Annotated in this window: 6 protein-coding genes; 4 read left to right on the top strand and 2 right to left on the bottom strand. The window is 38.4% G+C overall.

Going from position 1 to position 8,085, the window contains the following annotated elements; genetic code table 11:
* Window positions 1-1,022 (bottom strand): ATP-binding protein (locus FKZ43_RS10635; RefSeq protein WP_140945873.1); only part of this gene is annotated, 1,022 nt, incomplete at its 3' end.
* Between the two features lie 179 nt (window positions 1,023-1,201).
* Window positions 1,202-3,382: a vWA domain-containing protein gene (locus FKZ43_RS10640; protein WP_140945874.1), complete on the bottom strand. Its 2,181-nt coding sequence runs from the start codon at window positions 3,380-3,382 to the stop codon at window positions 1,202-1,204.
* A 112-nt stretch (window positions 3,383-3,494) separates the two neighbouring features.
* Here FKZ43_RS10640 and lipA point away from each other — a divergent pair, with 112 nt between their 5' ends.
* The 4 genes from lipA to FKZ43_RS11525 form a co-directional block, all read left to right on the top strand.
* Entirely contained in the window at window positions 3,495-4,346 is an 852-nt protein-coding gene (lipA, locus tag FKZ43_RS10645) for a lipoyl synthase (RefSeq protein WP_140945875.1), read from the top strand.
* 2 nt (window positions 4,347-4,348) lie between these two features.
* Window positions 4,349-5,773, top strand: a complete 1,425-nt coding sequence (locus FKZ43_RS10650; RefSeq protein ID WP_140945876.1) for a lipopolysaccharide biosynthesis protein — start codon at window positions 4,349-4,351, stop codon at window positions 5,771-5,773.
* A gap of 22 nt (window positions 5,774-5,795) precedes the next feature.
* Complete coding sequence (locus tag FKZ43_RS10655) at window positions 5,796-6,095, top strand: hypothetical protein (RefSeq protein WP_140945877.1); 300 nt, start codon at window positions 5,796-5,798, stop codon at window positions 6,093-6,095.
* A 16-nt stretch (window positions 6,096-6,111) separates the two neighbouring features.
* On the top strand, window positions 6,112-8,085 hold a 1,974-nt coding region (locus tag FKZ43_RS11525; protein ID WP_181180350.1), incomplete at its 3' end, for a hypothetical protein.

Below are 8,085 nucleotides of genomic sequence, written 5' to 3' on the forward strand. Positions count from 1 at the left end.
TTAACCGCCTCATTTATATGCTCAACCGTTATCTTAACATCCTGCTTGTCCCTTCTTCCCTCAAAAGCAAGAAAAGCCGCCTCCTCTATTATCTGCTCTATATCCGCCCCAGAATAACCTTCCAACCTCCTCGCAATCTCACTGATCTGCATATCCGTTAACCTATGCTCCCTATCCCTTAAATACATCTTTATTATCTCAACCCTCGCACTTTCATCTGGTAACCCAATATAAAATAACTTATCAAACCTCCCCGGTCTGAGAAAAGCACTATCTATCATCTCAGGCTTATTCGTTGCTGCAATCACTATAATCGGCTTGCTTTTATCCTTAAATATCCTACTTAATTGACTCAAAAGAACAGGAATAACCCTTTGCATAACCGACGATGTCTGCTCCTCCCTCCTACACAATATCCACTCCGCCTCATCCAAAAATACCACAGCTCGCGGCTCTTTCTCCAACCTAGAAAATATCCTCTCTAACCTTTTCTCCGCCTCCCCAGGATAACCCAAAATCACAGACGGACTTATCTCTATAAATTTCGCCTGTATGTGATTCGCTATCGCCATCGCTATAAGAGTCTTCCCAGTTCCCGGAGGACCAAAAAGTAACATACCGCCTCCAACCCTAAGCCTCAACTTTGAAGCTAACTCCTCATCCTCAAACGGAGCAATTAACCTCTGATAAATAAACCTCTTAACATCCCCCAAACCAGCCACATCCTCCAACCTATACTGAGGAAATAACTCATCCACCTCATACAAATCCAAACCCGAATAAAAATCATCACCAACCTTAAACAAAGATAACACCATGTTCGTAACACCAGGACCATATACCCTCTGCTTTGTCACCTTATAAGTGTATTTATCCTTTTTAATCTCCCTCAACTCCACAAATCTTTCCAACTTTTCAAAAGCTCTTTCAATCCGCCGTGGCTTTTCTGTGATTAACTTTACCTTTCCCCTACAATAATCGCCAAAGCTACAGCACCCAATATCCCAATTTCGTCTTGACAACTTCTAAACACTCATAGACCTGTGGCAAAGCATAACCACTTAAACACTCACACAACCGCTTAATTAACAAATCCTCCAATGCCTCCCCAACCCCTCTACCAATGATAACCATCTTTGGATTAAACAAATTAACCAAGATTAAACCATGCGCTACACCAGATTTTACCAAAACTATCAAACTATGCAAGTCCGAACCTTTTTCTCAAAAACCACTCAACCGACAGGAGAAATATCACCGCAAAAAGCGTCTCATATCTTGACCACAGGATATATTCCTTCCTGTCCTCAACAACAGTTGCTTTAAATTCTTCTGCGGAGTTGATAATTTTATCAAGTGAATCAACTTCATCGGGCAGGAGAAAAACTCCTTTTGTCTTTTGAGCAATTTCCCTGAGAAGCTTTACATTCATATTCGTTACAGAAAATTCAATTTCGGACTCACCAACGGTGAAGCGCCCTGAAAAAACTTTGAGCGTCTTCCTAGCTTTTGAGATACTTGCTGTATATTTATAATCCCCTTTCGTTAGAGATATTCCACCGGAGTATATACCCGAACCCACATGTTCAAGATTAAGTTCACCCGCTGGAAGCTCTTCGGAAACCTTGTCGGTGGTTAAACTTGAAATCTCAACTTTAATCTCAGCATCTTCAATTGGGCGATAATTTTCGTTATAAACTTGTGCTGTAAATTTAACTTCCTCATCTTCCATGAAGAAATTTTTATCAACTTTGAACCTGATAAATTCTTCTTCGCTTGGAGCTATAAGCCAATTGACGGTGTTATTTACAAACTTTTCAAAGAACCCTTCAAATTCCTTATTAGTAGCGGTTAAAAGTTTCCAGCGCCATATCCCGTAGCATAATAACGCAATTGATTTTCTTGTCCCGACACGATTCGCAACTATCAATGGTTCATTTGTCTCAACATTTTGATATTTCGCTTTCGCAAGCACACTTGATCCAGGCGCAGGTGTAAATGAACCCCGAACCTTAAACACCGGCGGCAAGATATTCCAAATGTAATTCCCATCTCCAATGTCGGTTGCAGAATGATTTCGCCCCTCTTCGGTGATAGATAAGCTTACAACATCCTCCGATGTCAATGCTGGATCAACTTTAATCATTGAAAATTTAAATGGTAAAACATCAAACCCGCGAAGTTTATTGAAATCAACCGTTCGGCTAAGTATAAAAAGGAAAGGTTTATTTTGCGCTGAAATCAAATTTTTCAAACGCATTAAAATTTCTTCATCGGATGTTTTAACAGGGTAGCCAACAAAAACAAACACATCGGCTGATTCGGCATTTTTGATATCAAAATTCCCCTCAATAAATTCCTTTCCCTTCTTTTCAGTGTATGATATAACCTCATAATTTTTATTTTCAACGAGCGCTCTTTTTATGAATGCAAGGTCAGGTGATGGAGCACCGCTCACAATTAAAACTTTATACTTCCCCTTCAAAACCTTAACATAGAATGATTTCTGATTGTTTTGATGCGTCACTTCCCCAGGAAGTTGCTGAACTTTGACTATAAATTTTCTAACCCCTTCATCTCTCGGAACGAATTTAAAATTCACCGTATATTCATTTGTCCCGCTTGCTAATTTCACTTTCTCACTTCCAATTTCTTTACTTTCATCATAAAGTTTTACCGAAATCTCCTGCCCGGGTTCAAATCCAGATGCACTAACTCTAACAACGAGTGGATTTTCACTACCAGCGAACACTACATCATTAAAAAGAACATCGGTAATTTTTATATCTTTTTGAGCGGATGAATCCCCGATGCCAATTGTAAAAATTGGTATTTCAACCCTTTCAGCAAAGTAAGATGGATTTTCCCCAATATTGTAAGCGCCATCTGAAACGAGAACAATTCCCTTTATATTTTCTTTCAAGGCAACGCTGTTTATCTTTTTTAAGGCACTGGTTATATCTGTGGCGCCACCGGAGAAATCCAACGAATCAGGGGTAAAGTTTTTCTTTTCTCTTACATCAGTTGAAAATGTAAAAAATTTTTTCTCTCCGTTGATTTGAATTTCATTTAATTTTTCAGCAATTCTTTTTGCAATTTTCTTTCTATCCCCTGTGCGGTCAACGATTTGCATACTTTTTGAATTATCAAGCAAAATCGCAAGAACGGGCGGTTTTTGCGACTTTGAAATCAGCGTCAGTATGGGTTCAGATAAAAACATAAACGCCAAGAATAAAGCGCAAGCCCTCAAAATTAAAAGCAAATATATTCTCCCCTTGCCCCCTGGAAAAGTAATCCCATAATATGAGATGAAAGATGTGATAACACCAAACAAAACAGCAAGGACAAGTATAATATAATTTGCGTTTAGAGAAACTAACACGAATCGCTTTTTTATTTAAATTTAAACCAATAGGGAGCAAAAACAAAAATTTCATTTCTCAAACAAAATTTTTAACTTTGTATGAAATTAAAAACAAAATTCCACTTGGCGGATGCAGATTAAAGAGAGACGACCCGAATGGTTAAGGATAAAACTTCAGGTAAATGAGTCCTTTATGAAGGTGAGAAACATCATTTCTGAATATAAACTTCACACGGTTTGTGAAGAGGCAAGATGTCCGAATATGTCGGAATGCTGGTCAAGGGGAACAGCTACTTTCATGATACTTGGAGATATCTGCACGAGAAGTTGTGGCTTTTGTGCTGTCAAGACAGGCAAACCAATTGGGCTTGACACTGACGAACCGCAAAGGGTCGCTCAAGCAGTTAAACTTATGGGAATAAAACATGCCGTGATAACATCCGTCAATAGAGACGATTTGAAAGATGGTGGTGCTGGAATTTTCGCAGAGACAATAAAAAAGATAAGAGAGCTCGTCCCAGAATGCAGGGTTGAAGTGTTAATTCCCGATTTCAAGGGAGATGAAAAAGCACTTGATATAGTAATTGAAGCAAAACCCGACATTTTGAACCATAATGTTGAAACCGTCCCACGACTCTATAAAATAGTCAGACCACAAGCAAAATACGAAAGAAGTTTAAAAGTCCTTGATTATTGTAAAAAACATGGTCTCGTCACAAAAACAGGGCTTATTCTTGGAATCGGTGAGAAAACAGAAGAAGTCGTTGATGTGATGAAGGACCTTCGCTCAATTGATGTTGACATTTTAACCCTCGGACAATACCTTCAGCCGACAAAGATACACCTACCGATTGATAGATTTGTTCCACCCGAGGAATTTGAAATGCTCAAAAAAATCGGGCTTGAAATGGGGTTCAGATATGTTGAGTCGGGTCCGCTTGTTAGAAGTTCATATCATGCGGAATCACACATCGTCTGGTAACGATGTTTGACCAGATAAAGCAACTTGGGAAGGAAACCGCAATTTACGGTTTAAGCACTATAATTGGCAGATTCTTAAACTTCATCCTTGTCCCATTTTATACCAATGTTTTAAAGCCCGACCAATATGGTATTGTCACGACAATTTACGCATATATAGCATTTCTTAACATCATTTATTCTTACGGGATGGAATCCGCTTATATGCGATATGCCTCATCACTTGAAATCGGGAGCAAGAAGGAAAATTTCAGCACCCCTTTCATTTCAATTTTTCTGACATCGCTCCTGTTTTCTTCAATAATTCACATTTTCTCCGAAAAGATAGCAAATCTTATCAATATACCCATTGATTTTTCCGTTTGCATCAGATATTCTGCTTGGATTTTATTTTTTGACGCGCTTTGCATAATACCTTTGTCTGCATTACGGCTTGAAGGCAAAGCGATGATTTTCTCAACGATAAAAATCGTAAACATAGTTGTAAATGTCACTTTAAACATAGTTTTGCTCTTAAAGTTCAAACTCGGTGTTTATGGGGTCTTCATAAGCGGGGTTGCTTCTTCTGCTTTGACATTTCTTATGGTTTTACCAATAATTTTAAAAAATCTCTCATTCTCGTTTTTGAAAAGATTATACATTGAGCTTCTTAAGTTCGGGTTGCCTTATATTCCGTCTGGGCTATCCGCCATCGTAATTCAAGTGATAGACCGCCCAATCCTAAAAGCTTTGACTGACGATGCAACAGTTGGCATCTATCAAGCAAATTATCGCCTTGGGATCTTTATGATGCTTTTCGTCTCAATGTTTGATTACGCCTGGCGACCTTTCTTTTTAAGGAATGCGAACAACCCCGACGCAAAGAAATTATTCTCAAGGGTGATGACATATTTCACGCTGGTTGGAGCATTATTATTTATTTTGGTTTCACTTCTAATTGAAGATTTCGTCAAGTTGAAAATTCTTGGCAGATATATAATACATCCCGATTATTGGTTGGGACTTGGAATAGTTCCAATCGTTTTGCTCGGATACCTGTTCAACGGAATTTATGTTAATTTGATAGTTGGAATTTACATCCAAAAAAAGACAAAATATCTACCCTACATTACAGGGATCGGAGCAATTGCAAACATACTTGGAAACTACACTTTAATTCCAATCCTTGGAATGTACGGTTCCGCCTGGGCAACATTGATAAGTTATCTCATCATGGCTATTTCTCTTTTCATAGCTGTCCAGAGGATTTATCCAATAAGGTACGAATATGAACGCATAGCAAAAATTGGGGTTGCAACCGCCCTATCTTTCACTTTGAGCTATGTCACACACTTAAAGTTGACAATTTTGATCCTCTTTTTTATCTTTCTTTTAGGTTTGAGGTTCTTTACGAAAGAGGAAATAAAAATAGTTAGGAAGATTTTTTAAAATCAAAGGCAAGGGGTTTAATGTGAAAATAATTTTTCTTATTTCTTTTCTAATTTCAGGTTGTTATTTTTTATCATCTTCATCGCCTCAGAAACAAACCCTTGAAGGTAAAATTTATACGACTGGGAACGAACCATTTGTTGAACTTGCCATTGAAAGCAGGGATGGCAAAGTTTACCTGATCTCAAAAAATTCACCCGTCTATAAAAGTTTGTGGGAAAACCAAGGTAAATATGTTGTGATTGAAATTGAGAAAAAAGAGACAAAGGGAATTGAGAAGGGAAAACTTGTGGTAAAGGGTTTCAAAATTTTAACAAAATAAACAAATGGAGGGCATCATGAAAGCAAAATTTACATTTCTTCTTTTGTTTTTCTTTAACTTCTCGCTTGCGCAAAATCTCACCAAAGATAATGGGATAAATAAAATCACTCTTGATAACCCCGCAGATGATATTGGAACCCCGATTTGTGCAACGATATTTTTAAATGACGATATAGCAAGGCAAGCGCTTGAAAATACACGGATTTACAACCCTGAACTTTATGCTTTGATGCTGAAATCATCGCTTGAAAAATCTACACCTTCAAAAACGGCAGATACGATTGGAACAAGAAGAAATTTTTATGTTTATAATCTAGAAACTAATCAATTTGATTATATCACTGCTGAATTAAGAGCGATTGGAAATTTGACACAGGTTTGGGTTGACACGACAGAGCTTAACAACGGTCATGTCACGCAAGATGAGGTGAATGCGATTTTAAATGCTCTTGAAAATCAAACCCCGCCTAACTCACGTGATCCAAATAAAGGTATAGTCGCGCTTGATCATCAATACTTTGGTAATCCGCCAAACAAGGATGGTGACGGAAAAACCGATTTTCTCATCACGGATATAAAAGACGGTTGGCAACCTGGGGGAAGTTATGTTGCGGGGTTTTTCTTCTCCTGGGATCAAACAGACAATGCCGGAAGCAACAGGAGGGATATACTTTACATTGATTCATATCCTGGAATTTATTACAACAACTCGCGCAATCCAGAAAGACCTTTAAGCACGCTCGCTCATGAATATCAACATTTGATTCACTATAATTATGACAGGGATGAAGCAACTTTTATAAATGAGGGACTTTCTGAGATTGCAGAGGTAATTTGCGGTTATCCTTTGAGAAGCCCGTCAACATATTTTAGCAATCCCGATGTCCCACTTTTTGATTGGAATAATATAAGCGGGAATGTCCTTGCTGATTACTCCAGAGCAGCTTTGTTCACGCTTTATTATACAGAACAACTTGGGGATGGCGTCCTAAAGCGTGTGGTTCAGGAACCAGCAAACGGTTCTCAAGGATTAAACAATGTCCTATTAAGCATTGGCGCTGGATATGACTTCACACAACTTTTGACAAACTGGTTTATTGCAAACTATTTAAACGACAAAACCGTTGACACTAAATACGGCTACACCTATCCAATCTCATCTAAACCGAAGGAAGCGAATTTCCACACCGACCCAAATGTCAATGTGACTAATCAAAGCGTTTGGGGATACGCCGTTGATTATATTGCATTTGCTTATGGTGAATCCCTGAAAGTGACTTTCACTACAAGCTCTTCACTTTTAAAAGTTAAAGCGATAAAGTTTGGTCAATCTGTCAAACAAGTTGTTGATGTTCCAATTGGGACGCAATTTTCGGTCCCGGAATTTGGTTCAACCGTGATGATGGTTGTCTTCATCGTCATAAATACTGGTTCAACAAGCGCGACTTACTCATATAGTTCGCAAGGGAGACAAATTGCATTTTATGTTGAAACCGCCTATGACGATGGAACACCTGATAGATTTGCTGGTCAAGCAAATTTCCTTGGATTTGGAAACAATAGAATTGGATATGGCTGGGCTGTGAAATTTATCCCCGAGGTAAGCGTGAATCAACTTATAAACGCTAAGATACTTGCAGCTTTTGCACAAGAATTTTCTGGCTCAAATATACCTTCCAATGCTCCAAAGGACTTTTATTTCCATATTTGGTCCGACAACAATGGCTTGCCCGGAAATGACATAATTACACCATTCCTATTTTCAACGAATAGACCCGGGTATGATGGGCAATTTCTCACAATTGATTTAAGCCCGTATGCTTCCCAATTGAGTAACCTTGGAACAATTTATATTGGATTTACAGAAAACGATACAATCGGAACATATGTTGGAATGGACAGCACGACGAAGACAAACTATACTTATGCATTTTTTGGACCCGACCATCCAACAAGACCAAATCAATGGGTTCCAATGGAAAACCTTCAA

The organism is Candidatus Thermokryptus mobilis (genome assembly GCF_900070205.1).
Taxonomy (GTDB): Bacteria; Bacteroidota; Ignavibacteria; order Kryptoniales; family Kryptoniaceae; genus Kryptonium; species Kryptonium mobile.